Origin of the sequence: Nocardioides koreensis (assembly GCF_039531775.1) — a bacterium.
GTDB lineage: Bacteria > Actinomycetota > Actinomycetes > Propionibacteriales > Nocardioidaceae > Nocardioides > Nocardioides koreensis.
In genome coordinates this window covers 234,369-254,486 of record NZ_BAAAQR010000001.1, presented here as the reverse complement: position 1 = coordinate 254,486, position 20,118 = coordinate 234,369, and the positions used below count along the sequence as shown (strand labels likewise).

General features: G+C 71.7%; 16 protein-coding genes. 12 read left to right on the top strand and 4 right to left on the bottom strand.

The features are described 5' to 3' along the window. Positions 1–40 precede the first annotated feature (40 nt). Positions 41–1,147 carry a GuaB3 family IMP dehydrogenase-related protein gene (locus tag ABD268_RS01105; protein WP_344146293.1) on the top strand — a complete coding sequence of 369 codons (1,107 nt, stop codon included), beginning with the start codon at positions 41–43 and terminating at the stop codon, positions 1,145–1,147. Further along, positions 1,144–1,950 (top strand): carbon-nitrogen hydrolase family protein, encoded by an 807-nt coding sequence (locus ABD268_RS01100; protein ID WP_344146290.1) that lies wholly within the window; start codon positions 1,144–1,146, stop codon positions 1,948–1,950. The genes ABD268_RS01105 and ABD268_RS01100 overlap by 4 nt, the downstream gene beginning before the upstream one ends. Before the next feature lie 20 nt (positions 1,951–1,970). Here the strand turns inward: ABD268_RS01100 and ABD268_RS01095 are convergent, their stop codons facing one another. After that, positions 1,971–2,381: a pilus assembly protein CpaE gene (locus tag ABD268_RS01095; RefSeq protein WP_344146287.1), complete on the bottom strand. Its 411-nt coding sequence runs from the start codon at positions 2,379–2,381 to the stop codon at positions 1,971–1,973. 137 nt (positions 2,382–2,518) lie between these two features. Between ABD268_RS01095 and ABD268_RS01090 the strand changes: the two genes are divergently transcribed. The 7 genes from ABD268_RS01090 (at position 2,519) to ABD268_RS01060 (ending at position 12,980) form a co-directional block, all read left to right on the top strand. After that, entirely contained in the window at positions 2,519–4,237 is a 1,719-nt protein-coding gene (locus ABD268_RS01090; RefSeq protein WP_344146284.1) for a glycerol-3-phosphate dehydrogenase/oxidase, read from the top strand. A gap of 93 nt (positions 4,238–4,330) precedes the next feature. Next, positions 4,331–5,953, top strand: a complete 1,623-nt coding sequence (locus tag ABD268_RS01085) for a succinic semialdehyde dehydrogenase (protein ID WP_344146281.1) — start codon at positions 4,331–4,333, stop codon at positions 5,951–5,953. Beyond that, the gene (locus ABD268_RS01080) at positions 5,953–7,665 is read left to right on the top strand and encodes a GMC oxidoreductase (protein ID WP_344146279.1); all 1,713 of its coding nucleotides are present in this window, start codon (positions 5,953–5,955) and stop codon (positions 7,663–7,665) included. The genes ABD268_RS01085 and ABD268_RS01080 overlap by 1 nt, the downstream gene beginning before the upstream one ends. Positions 7,666–7,680: 15 nt before the next feature. After that, on the top strand, positions 7,681–7,827 hold the full coding sequence (locus tag ABD268_RS01075; RefSeq protein WP_344146277.1) for a hypothetical protein: 147 nt from the start codon (positions 7,681–7,683) through the stop codon (positions 7,825–7,827). 247 nt (positions 7,828–8,074) lie between these two features. Further along, positions 8,075–9,652, top strand: coding sequence for a glutamine-hydrolyzing GMP synthase (gene guaA / locus ABD268_RS01070; protein WP_344146274.1), 1,578 nt, complete (start codon positions 8,075–8,077; stop codon positions 9,650–9,652). Positions 9,653–9,791: 139 nt separating this feature from the next. Next, positions 9,792–12,551 carry a cation-translocating P-type ATPase gene (locus tag ABD268_RS01065; protein ID WP_344146271.1) on the top strand — a complete coding sequence of 920 codons (2,760 nt, stop codon included), beginning with the start codon at positions 9,792–9,794 and terminating at the stop codon, positions 12,549–12,551. Between the two features lie 42 nt (positions 12,552–12,593). Further along, entirely contained in the window at positions 12,594–12,980 is a 387-nt protein-coding gene (locus ABD268_RS01060; RefSeq protein WP_344146268.1) for a VOC family protein, read from the top strand. A 61-nt stretch (positions 12,981–13,041) separates the two neighbouring features. On the opposite strand, the gene ABD268_RS01055 is transcribed toward ABD268_RS01060, so the two are convergent. Beyond that, positions 13,042–13,185, bottom strand: coding sequence for a GPGG-motif small membrane protein (locus ABD268_RS01055; RefSeq protein ID WP_344146265.1), 144 nt, complete (start codon positions 13,183–13,185; stop codon positions 13,042–13,044). 139 nt (positions 13,186–13,324) lie between these two features. Continuing rightward, positions 13,325–14,506, bottom strand: a complete 1,182-nt coding sequence (locus ABD268_RS01050) for an ROK family transcriptional regulator (protein WP_344146262.1) — start codon at positions 14,504–14,506, stop codon at positions 13,325–13,327. Between the two features lie 173 nt (positions 14,507–14,679). On the opposite strand from ABD268_RS01050, the gene ABD268_RS01045 reads away from it, so the two are divergent. The 3 genes from ABD268_RS01045 to ABD268_RS01035 all read left to right on the top strand — a co-directional run bounded on the left by ABD268_RS01045 (position 14,680) and on the right by ABD268_RS01035 (position 18,202). After that, on the top strand, positions 14,680–15,888 hold the full coding sequence (locus tag ABD268_RS01045; RefSeq protein WP_344146259.1) for a sugar ABC transporter substrate-binding protein: 1,209 nt from the start codon (positions 14,680–14,682) through the stop codon (positions 15,886–15,888). 96 nt (positions 15,889–15,984) lie between these two features. Next, entirely contained in the window at positions 15,985–16,761 is a 777-nt protein-coding gene (locus ABD268_RS01040) for an ATP-binding cassette domain-containing protein (RefSeq protein WP_344146256.1), read from the top strand. A gap of 10 nt (positions 16,762–16,771) precedes the next feature. Then, entirely contained in the window at positions 16,772–18,202 is a 1,431-nt protein-coding gene (locus ABD268_RS01035) for a sugar ABC transporter permease (protein ID WP_344146253.1), read from the top strand. An 80-nt stretch (positions 18,203–18,282) separates the two neighbouring features. Here ABD268_RS01035 and ABD268_RS01030 read toward each other — a convergent pair whose 3' ends face one another. Further along, a complete protein-coding gene (locus ABD268_RS01030; RefSeq protein ID WP_344146250.1) occupies positions 18,283–20,046 on the bottom strand; it encodes a serine/threonine-protein kinase in 1,764 nt (587 codons plus the stop codon). Positions 20,047–20,118 lie beyond the last annotated feature (72 nt).

The following is a 20,118-nucleotide window of genomic DNA, read 5'->3' as shown; positions in this document are numbered from 1 at the left end:
GAACTCGCGTCGCTGCGCGACCGGCACTGAAAGAGACGAGATGACCGAGATCGAGATCGGCCGCGCCAAGCGCGCCCGCCGTGCCTACTCCTTCGACGACGTGGCGATCGTGCCGTCGCGACGGACGCGTGACCCCGAGGAGGTCAGCGTCGCCTGGCAGATCGACGCCTACCGCTTCGACCTCCCGGTGATGGCGGCGCCGATGGACTCGGTGATGTCGCCCGAGACCGCGATCGCCTTCGGCCGCTTCGGCGGGCTGGGGGTGCTCGACCTCGAGGGCCTCTGGACCCGGTACGACGACCCGACCTCGCTGCTGGAGGAGGTCGCCGGACTCGAGGGCGGCGATGCGACCCGCCGGATGCAGGAGATGTACGCCGAGCCGATCCGCGCCGAGCTGATCACCGCGCGGCTCAAGGAGATGCGCGAGGCGGGGGTGACCGTCGCCGGGTCGCTGTCGCCGCAGCGGACCAAGGAGTTCGCCAAGACCGTCGTCGACGCAGGTGTCGACATGTTCGTCATCCGCGGCACCACCGTCTCCGCCGAGCACGTCTCCTCGCAGGCCGAGCCCCTGAACCTCAAGGAGTTCATCTACGAGCTCGACGTGCCGGTGATCGTCGGCGGCTGCGCGACGTACCAGGCCGCGCTGCACCTGATGCGCACCGGGGCCGCCGGCGTGCTGGTCGGGTTCGGCGGCGGCGCCGCCCACACGACCCGCACCGTGCTCGGGGTCGCGGTGCCGATGGCCTCGGCGGTCGCCGACGTGGCCGCCGCGCGGCGTGACTACCTCGACGAGTCCGGCGGCCGCTACGTCCACGTCATCGCCGACGGCTCGATCGGCCGGTCCGGCGACATCGCCAAGGCGATCGCCTGCGGTGCCGACGCGGTCATGGTCGGGTCCCCGTTCGCCCGCGCCTCCGACGCCCCGGGCCGGGGCTTCCACTGGGGTGCCGAGGCGCACCACGCCGAGCTGCCGCGCGGGCAGCGGGTCGGGTTCGAGCCGGTGGGCACGCTCGAGGAGATCCTGTTCGGCCCCTCGCGGGTCGCCGACGGGACCATGAACCTCATCGGCGCCCTGCGCCGCTCGATGGCCACCACCGGCTACACCGACCTCAAGGAGTTCCAGCGGGTCGAGGTCGTCGTCGAGTGACCCCGGAGCCGCTGCGCGTGGCCGTCGGCCAGGCGGTCGTCACCTCGGGGGACGTGGCGGCCAACGTGGCCAAGGCGGCGCGGCTGGTCTCGCTCGCCGGCAGCCAGGGCGTACGGATGGTGCTGCTGCCCGAGGCCTTCCTGACCGGCTACGACCTGGGCGTCTTCCTCGGACCGGTGCCCTCCGCCGACGATCTCGACGGCGGCTGGCTCGACCCGCTCCGGGCGGCGTCGGCCGAGGCCGACGCCGTCGTGGTCGTCTCCACGCCGCTGCGGCGAGGGGCGGAGAAGACGCTGTCCCTGCTCGTGGTCCGGCCCTCGGGCCGGGTCACCGCGCCCTACGACAAGCAGCACCTCGACGCCGACGAGACCGCGTTCTTCGTCGCCGGCGACCACGGTGCCTCGATCACGGTCGACGGCATGGAGCTCGGCCTGTCGATCTGCTACGACGGCTCGTTCCCCGAGCACGCCCGGGCCGCCGCCGACGACGGGGCCGCGGCGTACCTCAGCTCCTCGGCCCTCCTCCCCGGCGGCGCCCACCGCCGCGACACGGCGCTGGCCGCCCGCGCGCTCGACAACGGGATGTACGTCGTGCTCGCGGCGATGACCGGCCCGTGCGGACCCTACGAGTTCATCGGCGGCTCGGCGGTCTACGACCCCGAGGGGCGCCCGCTGGCCCGGCTCGGGGAGGAGGAGGGGCTGGCCGTCGCCGAGCTCGACCCGGCCGTCCTCGCCGAGGCCCGTGCCGCGCACCGGATGCACGCGGACCGGCGTGCCTCCCTGGGCCCGCGCGTGCGGGACTGACCGGGCACTCGGGCGAGGTCTCAAGCGCTGAGGACGGCCAGCACCGCCCGGACGTACGCCGCCTCGGCGTCGACGTCGACGTGGCGACTGGGCTCGCCGTCGGCGTCCACGGTGACCGCCCAGCCTGACGCCGGCCCGGGCAGCTGCTCCAGCGAGACGAACGCGTCGCCGAGCAGGTCGCGGAGCTGGTCCTCGCGCGGCAGCCACAGCGCCTCGCCGGCCTCGAGGCTGTCCAGCGCCCACTCGGTCGTGCCGTTGAACGCGAGGATCCGGGGCCCGTGCGGCACGTCCACAGTCTCGATCACCATGTCGCTGACGACGAAGACCTCGTCGTCGAGGTCCCGGTCGGGCACGGCGAACCGGTCTCCCTTGGCGGGCGTCCACACCACCCCCGCCTGCCGCAGCGCGCGCGCCGTCTCGAGATCCACCATGTCCCCAGTGTGCGCGTCCCGTCCCGAGAGTGCCCGGAAGTGCCCGGTCACGGGCCCGAGAGTGCCCGGAAGTGCCCGGTCGCGGGCCTGAGAGTGCCTGCAAGTACCCGGTCACGGGGTTTGCGACACTGGGGGGCATGAGCCAGTCCAGCGCCCTCAGCCCACAGGCCCGGGTCGACGCGCTGGCGGCGATGGAGCGACCGGGCGAGCTGGACGTCCTGGTGGTGGGCGGCGGGGTGGTCGGGACCGGCACCGCGCTGGACGCGGTCACCCGGGGCCTCAACACCGGCCTGCTCGAGCAGCGTGACCTGGCGAGCGGCACCAGCAGCCGCAGCAGCAAGCTGGTCCACGGCGGCCTGCGCTACCTCGAGATGCTCGACTTCGGGCTGGTCCGCGAGGCGCTCCAGGAGCGCGGGCTGCTGCTCACCCGGCTCGCGCCGCACCTGGTCCGGCCGGTGCCCTTCCTGTACCCGCTGACCCACCGCGGCTGGGAGCGGGCCTACGTGGGCGCCGGCCTGGCGCTGTACGACGGCATGGCCGCCCTGGGCAGGTACGACAGCGGCGTGCCCCGGCACCGGCACCTGGGCCGCCGCCACGTCGCTCGCCTGGCGCCGGACCTGGCGCTCGACACGATGGCCGGCGCGATCCGCTACTACGACTGCCAGGTCGACGACGCCCGGCTCGTGGTCACCCTCGCGCGCACCGCCGCGGCGCACGGCGCCCACGTGGCGACCCGGACCCGGGTCACCGGCTTCCTCCGGGAGGGGGAGCGGGTGGTCGGAGTCCGGGCCCGGGACCTCGAGAACGGCCGCGACGTGGAGATCCGGGCCCGGGTCGTGGTCAACGCGGCCGGGGTCTGGACCGACGAGATCCAGGAGATGGTCGGTGGCCGTGGCGCCCTGAACGTCCAGGCCAGCAAGGGGATCCACCTGGTGGTGCCGCGCGACCGGATCCGCTCCGAGGCCGGCTTCATCACCCGCACCGAGACCTCGGTGCTGTTCGTGATCCCGTGGGGGCGGCACTGGATCATCGGGACCACCGACACCCCGTGGGACCTAGACAAGGCGCACCCGGCCGCCAGCCGCGCCGACATCGACTACGTGCTCGCCCACGTCAACACGATCCTGCGCGAGCCGCTGGACCACGAGGACGTCGAGGGCGTGTACGCCGGGCTGCGGCCGCTGCTCACCGGTGAGTCCGAGCCGACCTCGAGAATCTCCCGCGAGCACACCGTGGTCACCCCCGTGCCGGGCCTGGTGATGATCGCCGGCGGCAAGCTCACGACGTACCGCGTGATGGCCCGGGACGCGGTCGACGCCGCCGCCCACTCGTTGCGCACGACCGTCAACGCCTCGGTGCGCGACTCCATCACCGACCGGGTGCCCCTCGTCGGGGCCGACGGGTTCGAGGCGCGGACCAACCAGCGGGTGCTGCTGGCCCGTCGCGCGGGCCTGCACGTGGCCCGCGTCGACCACCTCCTCGGGCGGTACGGCGGCCTGGTCGACGAGCTGCTCGGCCTGATCGCCGAGCGACCCGACCTCGGCCTCCCGCTCGAGGGCACCGACGACTACCTCGCCGCGGAGGTCGTGCACGCCGTGACGCACGAGGCCGCCCGCCACCTCGACGACGTGCTGACCCGGCGCACCCGCATCTCCATCGAGACGTTCGACCGGGGACTGGCCGCGGCCCCCGCGGCCGCGCGGCTGATGGCCGACGTGCTCGGCTGGGACGAGGCCCGGCTCGCCGGCGAGCTCGACCACTACCGGCGCCGGGTGGAGGCCGAACGGCGCAGCCAGGAACAGCTGACCGACCGGGAGGCCGACGAGGCCCGGGTCCAGGCGCCCGACATCGTCTGAGGATCCGGCGTTGACAAAGTCAAGCCCTGTGTAAAACGTCTCACTTGCTACCGCGGGGTAGTGAGCGAGACGGGGGTCACATACTCTCGGTACATGAGCGCGCAGAACCCCAATCCCTCGGGCGGCCCGACGGTGGAGGGCCCGCACGACCCCGAGCACGACCCGACCGCCTCCTACGCCCTCGAGCCCGACGACACCGGCCGGCTGACGCGCCGGATCGTGGCCACGTCGGGCAGCACCGTCGAGGTCCGGTCGCCGCTGAACGGGGCGCCCCTGGCGCACATCCCGCAGTCGAGCGACGCTGACGTCGCCGAGGCGTTCGCCCGGGCCCGCCGGGCCCAGGCCGCCTGGGCCCGGACCTCGTTCGAGGAGCGCTCGGCGATGGCGCTGCGCCTCCACGACCTGGTCCTCGACCGCCAGGACGAGATCATCGACCTGATCGTCTGGGAGTCCGGCAAGGCCCGCAAGCACGCCTTCGACGAGCCCCTGCACATCGCCCTGACCGCCCGTTACTACGCGCGCACGCTGCATGAGCACCTCGACACCCAGCGCAAGCTGGGCGTGGTCCCCGGGCTGACCCGGGTGGAGGTCAACCGGGTCCCCAAGGGCGTCGTCGGCATCATCTCGCCCTGGAACTACCCGTTCACGATGGCGCTCTGCGACGGCCTCCCAGCGCTGATGGCCGGCAATGCGGTGGTCGCCAAGCCCGACTCGCAGACCATGCTCTCGGCGCTGCTGGCCGCCGAGCTGCTCGAGCAGGCCGGCTTCCCGCGGGACCTGTGGCAGGTCGTGGCCGGCCCCGGCTCCCGCGTCGGTACGTCGATCATCGGGCGGGCCGACTACGTCTGCTTCACCGGCTCGACCGCCACCGGCAAGATCGTCGCGAAGGGCTGTGCCGACCGGTTGATCGGCTGCTCGCTGGAGCTCGGCGGCAAGAACCCCCTGCTCGTGCTGCGCGACGCCGACCTCGAGAAGGCCGCCGAGGGCGTCGTGCGCGCCTCGTTCTCCAACGCGGGGCAGCTCTGCGTGTCGATGGAGCGGCTCTTCGTGGCAGACCAGGTCTACGACCGGTTCGTCGAGCGGTTCGTGGCCCGCACCGAGGCGATGACGCTCGGCGCCACCCTCGACTGGGGCAACGACATGGGGTCGCTGATCTCGCAGGACCAGCTCGACACGGTCACCGCCCACGTCGACGACGCCGTCGCCAAGGGTGCGCGGGTGCTCACCGGCGGCCGGGCCAGGCCCGACCTGGGGCCCTTCTTCTACGAGCCGACCATCCTCGAGGGGGTCACCCCCGAGATGACCTGCTTCGGCCACGAGACCTTCGGGCCCGTCATCTCGCTGTACCGGTTCCACGACGAGGCCGACGCGATCGCCCGCGCGAACGCGGGGGAGTACGGCCTGAACGCCTCGATCTACAGCCAGGACGGTCGCCGGGCCCGCGCGATCGCTCGCGAGATCAGGTGCGGCACGGTCAACGTCAACGAGGCCTTCGGCGCGACGTTCGCCAGCATCGACGCCCCGATGGGCGGGATGCGCGAGTCCGGGATGGGCCGGCGGCAGGGCAGCGAGGGGATCCTGCGCTACACCGAGTCGCAGTCGGTGGCCACCCAGCGGGTGGTCCGGTTCGCGCCGATGCTCGGCATGTCCGACGAGACCTACGCGAAGGTGATGACCGCCAACCTGCGCCTGATGAAGAAGCTGGGGAGGGCCTGATGGCGTTCGACTACGACGTCCTCGTCGTCGGCTCCGGCTTCGGCGGCTCGGTCACCGCGCTGCGGCTCACCGAGAAGGGCTACCGCGTGGGAGTCCTCGAGGCCGGGGCCCGCTTCGCCGACGAGGACTTCGCCGAGACGTCGTTCGACGCCAAGCGGTTCCTGTTCCGTCCCGAGATCGGCTGCTACGGCATCCAGCGGATCGACGCGCTCAGGGACTGCCTGATCGTCTCCGGCGCCGGTGTCGGCGGCGGCTCGCTGGTCTACGCCAACACGCTGTACGAACCGCTGCCTGCGTTCTACGACGACCCGCAGTGGAGCCACATCACCGACTGGCGGTCCGAGCTCGCGCCGTACTACGACCAGGCGAAGCGGATGCTCGGGGTGGTCGAGAACCCGCTGCGCACGCCCGCCGACGAGGTGATGGAGCAGGTCGCGACCGAGATGGGGGTGGGCGACACGTTCCACCCGACGCCGGTGGGCGTGTTCTTCGGCGGTCCCGGCGACCAGCAGGGCACCACGGTGGCCGACCCGTTCTTCGGGGGCGCCGGACCCGAGCGCACCACCTGCATCGGCTGCGGCTCGTGCATGACCGGGTGCCGGCACAACGCCAAGAACACCCTGGTCAAGAACTACCTCCACCTCGCCGAGCAGGGCGGCGCGAGGGTGCTGCCGCTGACCACGGTCACCCGGGTCGCGCCGCGGACCGGTGGCGGGTACGACGTGCACGTGAAGTTCACCAAGGCCAAGACCCGACGGCCCGCGGCCCGCCGGGTGCTGACCGCGGAGCAGGTGGTCTTCGCGGCCTCCTCGCTCGGCACGCAGCGGCTGCTGCACCGGATGCGCGACGAGGGGCACCTGCCGAACATCTCACCCCGGCTCGGCTTCCTCTCCCGGACCAACTCCGAGTCGATCCTGGGCGCGATCGCACCGGACGCCGAGGTCGACTACAGCCAGGGCATCGCGATCACCTCCAGCTTCCACCCGGACCCCGACACCCACATCGAGCCGGTGCGCTACGGCAAGGGCAGCAACCTGATGTCGCTGCTGCAGACGGTGCTCACCGACGGCGACGGGCCCGAGCCGCGCTGGCGGACCTGGCTGAAGGAGATGTGGAAGCAGCGCCGCCACGTCGGTGACCTGTACGACATGAAGCACTGGTCGGAGCGCACCGTCATCGCCCTGGTGATGCAGAGCCTCGACAACTCGATCACGACCTACACCAGGCGGTTGCCGGGCACGCGCCGCCGCTACCTGACCTCGCGGCAGGGGCACGGCGTACCCAACCCCACCTGGATCCCCGCCGGCAACGCGGCCGTCCGGGCGATGGCCCGGATCCTCGGCGGGACTGCCGGCGGCTCGATCGGTGAGCCGTTCAACCGGCCCCTGACCGCGCACTTCCTCGGTGGCTGCGCGATCGGGGACGCCCCGGAGTCCGGGGTGATCGACCCGTTCCAGCGGGTCTACGGCCACCCCGGCCTGCACGTGGCCGACGGCTCGGCGATCACCGCGAACCTCGGCGTGAACCCGTCGCTGACCATCACCGCGCAGGCCGAGCGGGCGATGTCCTTCTGGCCCAACAAGGGTGAGGCCGACCGGCGTCCGGCGCTGGGGTCGACGTACCAGCGGATCGAGCCGGTCAGCCCGGCCGCCCCGGCTGTCCCGGCCGATGCGCCGGCGGCGCTGCGGCTGCCGATCGTCGGGGTCAGCTGACCGGCCGCCGCGGCCGTGCTCGCCCTCGCCGCGTCGGACCCGTCCTTCGGGGTCCTGGCCCTGCTCGTGGGGCTCGCCGCGCTCGTCGTGGTCGTCTGCTTCGTCGTGCTGCTCTTCCGCACCGCCGGAACCTCCGGAAAAACAATCCGTCACAGCCCGTAACCCCCCTGACCACACCTCGTTGAGCCCAGCGGACCCGGCAGCAACGCTCCCTCCCAATCGCCGGGTTCCGCGGTCCAGGCACTGTCCAGCAGATGCGTGGACGATCAGGGCCCGGCCACCCTCCCTCCCCGGCCGGGCCCTGACTGCATTTGCGGGCAGGGTCTGGCCGTGCGGCTGCACTCCCCGGCCGGGCCCCGGGGAATGTCCCTCGATAGGCTGGGGCCTCGCCGTACGTCGAAAGGGCGCCATGACTCAGGTGACGGACCACGACCTCGTCCTGGTGGTCGACTTCGGGGCGCAGTACGCCCAGCTCATCGCCCGCCGCGTGCGCGAGGCCCGCGTCTACTCCGAGATCGTCCCGCACACGATGCCGGTCGAGGAGATGCTCGCCCGGCGGCCGAAGGCGATCGTGCTCTCCGGCGGGCCGTCCTCGGTGTACGCCGAGGGGGCGCCGTCGATCGACACCTCGCTGTTCACCGCGGGCGTCCCGGTCTTCGGGATGTGCTACGGCTTCCAGCTGATGGCGCGCGGCCTGGGCGGCGAGGTCTCCCACACCGGAGCCCGCGAGTACGGCCGCACGCCGGTCAGCGTGGGCGAGTCGGGCACGCTGCTCGCCGAGATCCCGGCCCAGCACACCGTCTGGATGTCGCACGGCGACTCGGTGACCGCTGCCCCCGAGGGCTTCACGGTGCTGGCCTCCACCGAGGTCACCCCGGTGGCGGCCTTCGAGGACGTCGCACGCGGCCTGGCCGGGGTCCAGTGGCACCCAGAGGTGCTGCACACCCAGCACGGGCAGAAGGTCCTCGAGCACTTCCTCCACCAGATCGCCGGCTGCCGGCCGACCTGGACCATGGTCAACATCGTCGAGGAGCAGATCGAGCGGATCCGCGACCAGATCGGCGACTCCGGCCGGGCCATCTGCGGCCTGTCGGGCGGCGTGGACTCCGCGGTCGCGGCCGCGCTCGTGCAGCGTGCCATCGGCGACCGGCTCACCTGCGTCTTCGTCGACCACGGCCTGCTGCGCAAGGGCGAGGCCGAGCAGGTGGAGCGGGACTTCGTCGCCGCGACCGGCGTCGACCTGCACGTGGTGGACGCCGAGAAGCGCTTCCTCGACGCGCTCGCCGGGGTGTCCGACCCCGAGCAGAAGCGCAAGATCATCGGGCGCGAGTTCATCCGCGTCTTCGAGGCCGCCGAGGCGGAGGTGCTGGAGAAGAGCGCCGCGGAGGGCGACAAGGTCGCCTTCCTGGTGCAGGGCACGCTCTACCCCGACGTGGTCGAGTCGGGCGGCGGCGCCGGCACCTCCAACATCAAGTCCCACCACAACGTGGGCGGCCTCCCCGAGGACCTCGAGTTCGAGCTGGTCGAGCCGCTGCGGACCCTGTTCAAGGACGAGGTGCGGCTGGTCGGCGAGCAGCTCGGCCTGCCGGCCGAGATCGTCTGGCGGCACCCGTTCCCGGGCCCCGGCCTCGCGATCCGGATCATCGGCGCCGTCGACCGCGAGCGCCTCGACCTCCTGCGCGAGGCCGACGCGATCGCCCGCGAGGAGCTGACCCGGGCCGGCCTGGACCGCGACATCTGGCAGTTCCCGGTGGTGCTGCTCGCCGACGTCCGCTCCGTCGGTGTCCAGGGCGACGGCCGCACCTACGGCCACCCGGTTGTGCTGCGCCCGGTCACCTCCGAGGACGCGATGACCGCGGACTGGGCCCGGCTGCCCTACGACGTGCTCGAGAAGATCTCGACCCGGATCACCAACGAGGTCCGCGAGGTCAACCGGGTCACGGTCGACATCACCTCCAAGCCGCCGGGCACGATCGAGTGGGAGTGACCCTCCGGCACTGACCCCGGCCGCACGGCCCGACGCCGGGCCGGCGGATCATCCGGCGCGGGGGATCCGTCCGGCTGCGGCGCGGGTGAGACTCCGACGGGACGAGTTCGGCGTACCCGAGCGCGATCGGAGGCGGGCCGTGGGCGAGACGACGGGGGAGGACCGCGCGTCGGAGGTCCCGTGGCACGCGCTCGATGTCTCCGAGGTCGCGCGCCGGCTCGGCGTCGACCCCGGCCTGGGCCTGACCGCGGCCGAGGCGCAGCGACGGCTGCAGCAGCACGGCCCGAACGCCTTGGCGAAACCGGAGCCGGAGCCGGTCTGGAGGCAGTTCCTCAAGCACTACCGGGACTACATGCAGATCGTGCTCGTGGTCGCGGCCGTGGTCAGCGCGTTGATCGGCGAGTACCGGACCGGGATCGGGCTGCTGGTGCTGACAATGTTCAACGCGTGGCTGGGATACCACCAGGAGGGCAAGGCCGAGGCGGCCGCGGCGTCGCTGGGCGAGATGATGAACGCCGTCGCCAAGGTACGCCGCGACGGCGTCGTCGCCGAGGTCCCCGCCGAGGAGGTCGTGCCCGGTGACCTCGTGCTCGTGGACGCGGGCGACCGGGTCCCCGCCGACGGCCGAGTCGTCCTCGCGGCAACCCTGCAGATCGAGGAGGGCGCGCTGACCGGCGAGAGCGTCGCGGTGGAGAAGGACACCGACGCCGTGACCGAGCCCGAGGTGCCGATCGGCGACCGCCTCGACCTGGCCTTCATGAACACCAACGTGACCCGGGGGCACGGCGAGATCCTCGTGACCACGACCGGGATGGGCTCGGAGGTCGGGCACATCGCCGACATGCTGGGCGCGCAGAAGGTGGAGAAGACCCCCCTGACCCGGCAGGTGGACCGGCTGACCGTGTTCATCATCGGCGCGGCGCTGTTCGCCTTCGTCGTGATCGTGGTGATGGGGCTGGCCCAGGGGGACTCCTTCACCGTCCTGTTCGGCATCGGCGTCGCGCTCGCGGTCGGGTCGATACCGGACGCGCTTCCGGCCGTCGTGACGACGATCCTCTCGGTGGGGTCGGTGAACATGGCGAAGCAGAACGCCATCATGAAGGTCCTCCCGGCGGTGGAGACCCTGGGCTCCACCTCCGCGATCAACTCCGACAAGACCGGCACCCTGACGATGAACCAGATGACCGCGCGCGAGGTGGTGACGGTCGCCCACCGCTACACGGTCAGCGGCGAGGGCTACAGCTTCGACGGGCAGGTGGAGCGTACGGCGGGAGACGCGGAGCGCGACCTGGACCACGTGATGTTCCCCTGCGCCCTGTGCAACGACTCCGACATCCAGGACGGGGCGGTCGTCGGCGACCCGACCGAGGGCGCGCTCTACGTGCTCGCGCAGAAGGGCGGGGTGAACGTCACCGAGTTCCGGCGCAGCCACCCCCGGATCGCCCTCGTGCCGTTCGACTCCGACTACAAGTTCATGGCGACCTTCCACACGATGCCCGGTGCCGACGGGGCACCCGTGGTCCGGGCCTACGTCAAGGGTGCGCCCGACGTGGTCCTGGACCGCTCGGGCTCCGCGCGCATGCCGGGAGGCCGGGCCGAGCCGCTGACCGACCAGATGCGGGCCAAGGTGCTGGCGGAGAACGAGCGGATCGCCGGACAGGGCCTCCGGGTGCTCGCCCTGGCCCAGCGCGAGTTCGATCCGGCGACCTTCGACCCGTCCGGTGACCTGATGGCGTTGATGGAGGACCTGGAGATCTCGGCGCTGGTCGGCGAGGTCGATCCACCTCGGGCGGAGGCGACGAGGGCCATCGCCGAGGCGCGACAGGCCGGGATCCGGGTTCGGATGATCACCGGCGACCATGCCGTGACCGCGGAGGCGATCGCGCGGGAGCTGGGGATCGAGGGGCGCGCCGTCACGGGTGCGGACTTCGCCGCGCTCGACGACGACGAGGCGGACCGCCTGGTCGAGGAGATCGGGGTGTTCGCGCGGGTGGCGCCCGAGCACAAGGTCCGACTGGTCGAGGTGCTCAAGCGCACGGGGAACGTCGTCGCCATGACGGGCGACGGCGTCAACGACGCACCCGCCATCGCAGCCGCCGACATCGGCATCGCGATGGGGGTCACCGGCACGGACGTCGCCAAGGGCGCCGCCAAGATGATCCTGGCGGACGACAACTTCGCCACCATCGTGAAGGCGGTGGAGCAGGGACGCCTGGTCTACGACAACCTGCAGAAGTTCCTGCGCATCCAGATCGCCAACCTGTTCATGTTCATCCTCGCGTTCCTGGGCTCCTCGGCGTTCGCGATCGCGGGCACGGCCCTGCTGATCCCCTCGCAGGTGCTGTGGATCCACATGGCCGTCGTCGCTCCGATCGGGGCGGTGATGGGCCTGGACACCGCAACGCCGGGGATCATGCGGCGGTCACCGCGGCCGTTCGACCAGCCGATCATCGTCAGGTCGATGATGGTGCGGCTCTTCGTCGCGGGCCTCTTCATGGCCGCCGCCACCCTCGTCCTGGTGCAGATCGGCAAGTCGACGTACGACTCGCTCGAGGTGGGCCAGACGATGGCGGTGGTCGGGCTCGGCCTGATGAACGTGTTCCTCGCGCTCAACCTCCGCTACCCCGAGGAGAGTGCGTTCGGGCCGGCGACGCTGTCCAACCCGAAGCTCCTCTGGGCGTTCGCGTGGGCCGCGGTCGGCTCGATGCTGGTCACCCAGATGCGCGTGCTGCAGGACGTCTTCCGGACCACCCCGCTGACGGGGAACCAGTGGGCGCTGTGCCTGGCGCCGGGGGTCGTCCTGCTGCTGCTCGGCGAGCTGGGCAAGAGCGTCCGGCGGGCACGGCTCTCGACCGAGGAGACGGTCCCCGCGGCGGAGGCCGTGCCCGTTGCCGCCTGACGGGTGTGGCGGGAGGTCCGGGGGTGCCTCTAGGGTCGGGCCATGCCTCGAGCCGTCCACCATCTCGACCTCTGGGTCGGTGACCCCGTGGTGGCGGCCGGCGAGTGGGGCTGGCTGCTGGGGGAGCTGGGGTGGGACGTCAGCGACGACGGCCGCTCGTGGGCCCATGCGGACGGCACCTACGTCTTCATGGAGCGGTCCCGCGACCAGGTGGACGCGGCGTACGACCGGATGCGGCCGGGCGTCAACCACCTCGCGCTGACCGTCGAGGACCGCGCGACGCTCGATCGGATCCGGGCCGAGTCGTCGGCGCACGGCTGGCACGAGCTCTTCGCCGACCGCTACCCGCACGCCGGGGGCGAGCAGCACACCGCGCTCTACCTGGAGAGCTCCGAGGGGTTCGAGGTCGAGATCGTCCTCGGCGACTGAGCCCGGTGCCCGCCGGGACGGGGCGGGCAGGGCGGGGGAGTGCCCCCGCCCCGCCCGGCTGTCAGCGGATGACGCTCCAGCCGCCCGGGCCGACGGCGAAGCCGACGATGATCAGCACGACTCCCCAGAGGATGTTGCGCTTGAAGAGCTGGACGATGCCGGTCACCACGAGGATGACGGCGAGGATCCAGAGCAGGAAGGCCATGTGTTTCTCCGTTCAGGGGTGCGGCACCCGCAGGGGACGGGCACCAGGTCGGCGGCTCCGGAACCGGATTCCGGACGACGTACGCCGACCATGCCCGGTACCCGGCAGGTCATCGATCCATGCCCCGAGGAGCTCCGAGTCACACGCTCTCGACGACCAGCTCGGTCCGCTCTGCTGCCAACAGTACGGCGCCCACGAGGCTGGCCCGCTCGCCGAGCTCGCTGGCCAGCACCGGGGTGAGGGCGACCGAGTCGAGGGCGTGCCGGCGCAACCCGATCCGCGCTGACTCCAGCAGCAGCTCTCCGGCCCGGGCCATGTCGCCGCCGACCACCACGAGCGAGGGGTTGAGCAGGTTCACGATGCTGGCCAGGCCCCAGCCCAGGTGCAGCCCGGCGTCCTCGAACGCCCGCCGGGCGGAGACGTTGCCGCTGCGCGCGGCCGCGACGACGTGGTCGAGGTCGGCCTCGGGGAGCTGTCCCGACATCATGGCCAGCACGTTCCCGACCGAGGTGTAGGCCTCCAGGCAGCCACGGCTGCCGCACCGGCACAGGGGCCCCTGGTCGTCCAGCGTCAGGTGTCCGATCTCGCCGGCGGTGCCGCCCGCGCCGTGGAACAGCTGGTTGTCGATGATGATGCCGGCGCCGACGCCGGAGGAGATCTTCACGAACACCGAGCTGTCGTGCCCGCGCCCGACGCCGTGCCGGTGCTCCGCGAGTGCGCCGAGGTTCGCGTCGTTCTCGACATGGACGGGGAGGCCGAACTCCTTCTCGGCGGCCGCGCGGGCGTCCACGTCCTCCCATCCGGGGAAGATCGCGGAGGAGCGGATGATGTCGTTGGTGACCGGCGCCGGCAGGCCCATGCCGATGTGGCGCACGGTCTCGTGCCCGGGCGTCATCGCCTCGAGCATCGACGCGGCCATCCGGAGTGCCTCGGTGTAGCCGTGGCCCGCCTCGAGGCGACGTCGTTCCTCGGCCACCAGCCGTCCGGTCAGGTCGCCGACGGCCACGGCGACGTGGCTGTGCCCGAAGTCGACGCCGACCACCAGGCCAGCGCCCCGGGCCAGCCGGACCGACGAGCCGCGCCGCCCGCTGCCCGGGTCGGTCTCCACCAGCCCGGACGAGGCCAGCTCGCGCACGATGTTCGAGACCGTGGCGGGCGCCAGCCCGGTCGCCCGGGACAGCTCGGCCTGCGTGAACCCGCCGTCGTCGTCGAGCGGCTCGCCCGGCACGCCACCGCGCAGCACGTCGAGGACCCGCTGCTGGTTGGCACTCCGCAGCGAGGCGGGGGACCCCGGAGAGCTCTCGGGGCGGCGACGGGGCATGGACGAACTGTGCACTCAGGGCGGCTTTGTGGTCAAGGTGTGACGACAAACTCGTCACGTCACCTCGTTGCGGCATTTTTGCGTTCAAGTCTTGACGGCAATCGTGTGACCGTCGACACTCGTGTCAGGTCAACGGGCCGGCCCTCGGGCAGCCCCCAGTCGAGGAGAGACACGTGTCCACAGCCCTGCACCGCCTCGCGCCCCTCGGGGCCGCGCTCATCCTGGCTTCCACAGGCCTCGCCGCCTGCGGAGGAGACAGCAACGACAACAACAGCTCCGACGGGAGCAGCAGCGGCGGGATCACGGCGGCCTGCAGCCTCGACAGCCCCCCGACGAGCCAGGCCGAGGCCCCGGCCAACGTCGACGCGGGCAAGGCGTCCGGCAAGGTCGGGGCGATCCTCCCCGACACCACGTCGTCGACGCGCTACACCGCCTACGACCAGCCGCTGCTGAAGAAGTACCTGTCGGCCGCGGGCATCCAGCCCGACATCCAGAACGCCGGGGGCAGCACCAGCAAGCAGGCCTCGATCGCGCAGAGCATGATCGGTGAGGGAGTCAAGGTCCTGATCCTCGACTCCATCGACATCCCCTCGGGCGTGGGCGTCGAGAAGCAGGCCACCCAGGCCGGCGTGAAGACCATCGACTACGACCGCGTGAACCTCGGCGGCACCGCGCCGTACTACGTCTCCTTCGACAACGAAGAGGTCGGCAAGCTCCAGGCGCAGACCATGGTGGACTGCCTCGACGCGCAGAACGTCGACAAGCCGAAGATCATCATGATGGACGGCGGCACGGACGTCGACAACAACGCGGTGCTCTTCGCCAAGGGCGCCCACAGCGTGCTCGACCCGCTCGAGGCCGACGGCAAGCTCGAGATCGTCTCCGAGTCGACCGTCAAGGGCTGGAAGATCGAGAACGCGGCGCCGACGTTCACCCAGGCGCTCCAGGCCGCCGGCGGCCAGGTCGACGGCGTCGTCGCCGCCAATGACGACATCGCCAACGCGGTCATCGGCTCCCTGAAGAGCACCGGCCTCAACGGCCACGTCGTCGTGACCGGGCAGGACGCCGGCGTGAACGGCCTGCAGAACATCATCACCGGGCAGCAGAGCATGACGATCTTCAAGAACGTCGACTACGAGGCCACGGCCGCCTCCGCGCTCGCGATCTCGTTGATCAACGGCACGGACCCCTCCTCCCTGGGGCTGACGCTGTCCAAGTTCGACGACCCGGAGGCGCCGAGCCGCGACCTGCAGGCGCTGCTGCTGCCGGCCCAGGTCATCACCCAGGCCAACGTGCAGGACGTCATCGACGCGGGGGCCCTCCCTGCCGACCAGGTCTGCAAGGGCATCGAGGACGACTGCCAGAAGCTGGGCATTTCCTGACGACGATCCAGGCTCGATGATGGCCGGGTGGGGGTTCCTGCCCGGCCATCATCAGGTCAGACCCCCCTCGGCCCCCGACACCGGACGGTGATACCCGTGACTGAACCGATCCTCGAGATCACGAAGCTCAACAAGAGCTTCGGACCTGTGCACGTCCTCCACGACGTGGACCTCAACGTCTACCCCGGCGAGGTGACCGCGCTCGTCGGCGACAACGGCGCGGGGAAGTCCACCCTCGTCAAGTGCATCGCCGGGATCAACCACATCGACAGCGGTGAGGTGAAGTTCGAGGGCAAGCCCGTCGAGTTCACCGACCCGCGCGTCGCCACCAGCCTGGGGATCGAGTTCGTCTACCAGGACCTCGCGCTGTCCGACAACCTCGACATCACCCAGAACATGTTCCTCGGCCGGGAGATCCGCAAGTTCGGGATGCTGGCCGACGGCGAGATGGAGAAGAAGGCCCGCGAGACGCTCAAGGGCCTGTCGGTGCGCACGGTCTCCTCGGTGCGCCAGCTCGTGTCGAGCCTCTCCGGCGGCCAGCGGCAGACCGTCGCCATCGCGCGCGCGGTGCTGTGGAACAGCAAGGTGGTGTTCCTCGACGAGCCCACGGCCGCGCTCGGCGTCGCCCAGACCCGTCAGGTGCTCGACCTGGTCCGTCGGCTGGCCGACCAGGGCCTCGGGGTCGTGCTGATCTCCCACAACATGAACGACGTGATGGAGGTCGCGGACCGGGTCGCGGCGCTCTACCTGGGCCGCGTCGCCGCCGAGGTCCTGACCAAGGACACCAGCACCACGCAGATCGTCGAGCTCATCACCGCCGGGCGCAGTGGTGACGTCGGCCTCGCCCCCGCCACCGCCAACGCGAACATCTGAGGACCCCGCCATGTCTGCCACCAGCGAGACCACGAAGCCGTCGAACGAGTCGGGGGGCGGCGACCAGTCCTCCGGCTTCGCGCTCGACATCGAGCGCCAGACGATCCCCGGAGCGTTCCGGTCCTACATCAGCAAGCTCCGCTCCGGCGACCCGGGCGCGCTGCCGTCGGTCCTCGGACTCGTCGTCCTCGTGCTCATCTTCATGCAGGTCAGTGACCGCTTCCTGTCGAAGAGCAACATCGGCAACCTGCCGGGCCAGGGCGCCTACATCGCCGTCATCGGCATGGGCCTGGTGTTCGTGCTGCTCCTCGGCGAGATCGACCTCTCCGCCGGTACGTGCGGCGGCATGTGCGCCGGCTTCGCCGCCCGGGCGGTGTTCTCCGGTGACCTCCACGCGGCGCTGCCGTCGTTCCTCTACTGGTCGCTCATCGTGGGCATGCTCGGCGCGATCGCCCTCGCGGTGTGGCTCAAGGCGTGGACCGGCGCCGTCGTCGTGGCGATCGGGATCGTCCTGATCCTGACCAACATGATCCAGCACGTCGGGTGGGCGATCGCCGCCGCCGTCTGCATCGGCGCCGCGGTGGGCATCTTCACCGGCTTCCTGGTGGCCAAGGTCGGCATCCCGAGCTTCATCGTGACGCTGGCGCTCTTCCTGGCCTGGCAGGGCGTGCTGCTCTTCGCCCTCACCTCGCAGCCGATCGGCACCACCGACTACGACCTCTGGTTCAACCTCGCCAACGCCAACCTCTCCACGACGCTGAGCTGGGTGTTCACGATCGTGGTCGTGGCGGGCTATCTGGCCTTCACGCTCTGGAAGTCGATCTCGTCGCAGCGCGCCGGCCTGGCGCACGACGCGCTGAGCCTGGTCCTGCTGCGTGGCGGCGTGCTCGCCGCGGTGGGGATCGTGCTGACCTTCCTGGCCAACCAGAACCGCAACAACAACCCCTACCTCGTCATCGCGGGAATTCCGTACGCCGCGGTCATCGCGCTCACGCTGATGATCGTGTGCTCGCTGGCGCTCTCCAAGACGACCTGGGGCCGGCACCTCTACGCCACCGGCGGCAACGCCGAGGCCGCACGCCGCGCGGGCATCGACGTGGTCCACATGAAGGTCACCGCCTTCACGCTCTGCTCGGCGTTCGGCGCCTTCGGCGGCATCATGCTCGCCTCGACGTCGCACTCGGTGTCGCTGGACCTCGGCGCCGGCAACATCCTGCTGTTCTCGGTCGCCGCGGCGGTCATCGGCGGTACGTCGCTCTTCGGCGGGCGCGGCAAGCCGCGCGACGCCGTGATCGGTGCCCTCGTCATCGTGATCATCCCGAACGGGCTGGGCCTCAAGCCCAACCTCGGCGTGCAGTACCAGCAGGTCATCACCGGCGTGGTGCTGCTCGCCGCCGCCGCGGTCGACGCGCTCTCGCGCAAGCGGTCCCAGCGCACCTGAGCGAAACGCTCTCTCGGGCACCGAGGCCACCCGTCAGCCGCCAGGCACGGGTGGCCTCGGTCATGTCAGGCCGGGTCGGCTCAGGGGACGAAGACCTGCTGCCGGACGCCGTCGACGACCAGCGTGACGTAGCTGTTGAACCGGCCGGGGGTCACCTGCCACTCGTGGACCTGGGCGCCGCGGCCGTCCTTGCCGACCTGCACCGGCCGGAAGGTGCAGTCGCACCAGGGGTTCCCGGCCGCGTCGTAGACGAACGCCTGCGGGCTGGTGCCGGGGGCGAACCCCTCGACGTACACGTTGTACCAGTGGCAGCCCGCGCCGGCCGTGCAGGCATCGTCGGTGCGCACCAGTCGCACCGACCGGGGGGTGGCCGTGCCACAGCTGCGGACGGGCTTGCTGGTGGCCTGCTGGTCGGCGCCATCGCGGTCCACCGTGCGGACCCGGACGCAGCCGCGGTCGCCGCCCTCGCGGGTGGGCAGGGTGAACCGGGCGGCCGGCTTCCAGCCGTGCCCGGCGTTGACCTGGGTGATGCGGTCGAGGCCCGGCCGCTTCGGCTTCGTGGCCACGAGGGAGAACACCACCGACCGGTAGCCGGGGCCGGCCTTCACCCGCGGTGGCGCGGGTCGCGCCAGCGGTCGCGCGGTCGGGGTCGTGGCCTCGGTCGTCTCGGCCGCGGCGCTCGAGGTGGTGCCGGGGGTCAGCTCCGCTGCCGGGGCGGAGGGCTCGCCCTCGCCCGCGCTGACCAGGACACCGGTGACGGCCACCACGGCGACGGCGGCGGCGGCGGCCACCAGCACGGCCGGCACCCATCGGCGCCTGCGGTCCTCGGCGGGCTCGGCGACGTCGGGCCCGGGCGGGGCAGGGGGCGGCGTCGCCACGCTGCGGATCGCGGTCCGGTCCGGGCCCGCGGCAGGCGCCGCGGCCTCAGCGGCGGGTGCCGACGGCGGGATGGTCGGCGCGACGGGTGACAGCACGGCGGGTGGCGGCACGGCGGCGGCGTCGACGTCCCGGATGATGGCGAGCAGGGACGCCCGCATCGCCGCGGCCGACGGCGTACGACGCTCGGGGTCCTTGTTCATCACCTCGGCGAGGACCTCGTCGATGCGGTCGTCCACCGGGTGGCCGGTGCCCAGCTGGGGGACCGGGGCGTTGATGTGGGAGTTCATCATCTGGAAGTCGGTGCCGCTGTACGGCGCGTCCCCGGCCAGCACCGCCCAGAGCAGGCAGCCCATGGAGTACAGGTCGCCGCGCTCGTCGGCGGCGTGCCCGAAGTGCCGCTCGGGGGCCATGTAGGCCGGGCTGCCGACGAGGGTGCCGGTGCGGGTCAGGCTGGCCCGGGTCTCGGCGCCGTCCAGGGCGATGCCGAAGTCGCACAGGTAGGGGATCAGGCCCTCGGGCCGGCTCCACAGCAAGACGTTGCCGGGCTTGACGTCCCGGTGGATCACGCCGGCCTCGTGGGCGTCGGCGAGCGCTTCGCACACCTGGGCCACCAGCGCCAGCGACGCCCGGCGGTCGAGCGGCCCGTGCGTGGCGATCCAGGTCTGCAGGTCGCCGTCGGGGAAGTACTCGGTGACGAAGAATACGGTGTCCTCGTGCTCGCCGTACTCGTGGATGCCCACGATGTTGCGGGACCGGATGCGGGCCAGGACCGAGGCCTCCCGGGCGAAGCGGGCCTGGAAGTCCTCGCGGTCGGGCAGCGAGGGGAGCACGATCTTCAGCGCGACGGAGCGGTTGAGCACCAGGTCCTGGGCCTCGTAGACGATGCCCATCCCGCCGTGCCCGATCTGGCGCAGGATGCGGTAGCGGCCGCCGTACTCGTCGCCAGCCTTCGGAAAACCCGCCATCGCCGCCCTCGAACCCCTGTCCGGCCGATCGGCCGCCCCGTTGACCCGGACGACTTTACTGTTCGGACCCCC